Raw genomic sequence first — 501 nt, 5'->3', positions numbered from 1 at the left:
AGATTCGCACCAGCAAAGCTTTGTTGAGCGGGCCTTGGATAATCCAAGGGCAAGGCATGCACATCCGGTAAACCGGCCAACTGATGCTCCCAGTACTGGGTTTGCTGCGCTAGCACCTCACCTTGCAAATAGTCGCGCTGCCAAAGTGCATAGTCGGCATATTGAATCGATAGCGGCGCTAACTGAGGTGTGGTATCCGCCACATAAGCACTATAAAGCGCTTGCAGCTCTTGTATCAATAGCGAGATTGACCAACCATCACCGGCAATATGGTGCAGGGTTAACAGTAATACGGACTCGTCTGACGACAGCCTTAATAACCGCAGTTGCAGCATCAGGTCTTGGGTTAAATCAAATCGCCACGCACTGAGTTCACGACGATGCGCCATCAAGGCCGCGGTTTGTTCGTCAGCTGGCAGAGTCTGTAGGTCCACTACTGGTAGGCATTGACCTGTCGGTGCGACTTGCACTTGCTGGTAAGTCTCTCCTGTCGCTTGCTCT

General features: G+C 52.3%; 1 protein-coding gene. It reads right to left on the bottom strand.

Going from position 1 to position 501, the window contains the following annotated elements; genetic code table 11:
- Window positions 1–501: condensation domain-containing protein (locus QQK21_RS21710; RefSeq protein ID WP_284194263.1), on the bottom strand; the 501-nt coding region annotated here is incomplete at both ends.

The sequence above is a fragment of the Vibrio zhanjiangensis genome, assembly GCF_030161235.1.
Taxonomy (GTDB): domain Bacteria; phylum Pseudomonadota; class Gammaproteobacteria; order Enterobacterales; family Vibrionaceae; genus Vibrio; species Vibrio zhanjiangensis.
The sequence above is the reverse complement of the archived record's forward strand: the minus strand, read 5'-3'. Positions and strand labels throughout refer to the sequence as shown.